Genomic DNA, 302 nt, shown 5'->3' with positions numbered 1-302 from the left:
GGCCGCGACCGGGCAGCTCGTGGTTGACGATCAACGCCGCGGGAGCGTGCCGGTCGAGCAGCGTTTCCAGTTCCGCGACATCGGCGGCAACGCCGGCGACACGTCCGCCAGACGCAACGATGGCGTTGCCGAGATACGCGGCGCGGTAGTCATTGGCGACAGCGATCGCCACGCGCGTGCCGTCCAACCGGTCGCGCCGCATCGCGCGGTCGGGCGCGTGCGTCGGCAGGGGAGCGTAGGTCTGTTTCACGTCGGACACTTTCGATCGTTCTGATGCGGGAGTGTCCTCCCTTCGCTGGCAC

At 68.9% G+C, this 302-nt stretch carries 1 protein-coding gene; it reads right to left on the bottom strand.

Features of this window, described 5'->3' with window-relative positions; genetic code table 11:
- Window positions 1–250, bottom strand: a 250-nt coding sequence (locus tag AC0IYH_RS30740; protein WP_471837949.1) for a hypothetical protein, incomplete at its 3' end; no start/stop codon positions are given.
- Window positions 251–302 lie beyond the last annotated feature (52 nt).

This window comes from Pseudomonas sp. AC463, from assembly GCF_979253585.1.
The sequence above is the reverse complement of the archived record's forward strand: the minus strand, read 5'-3'. Positions and strand labels throughout refer to the sequence as shown.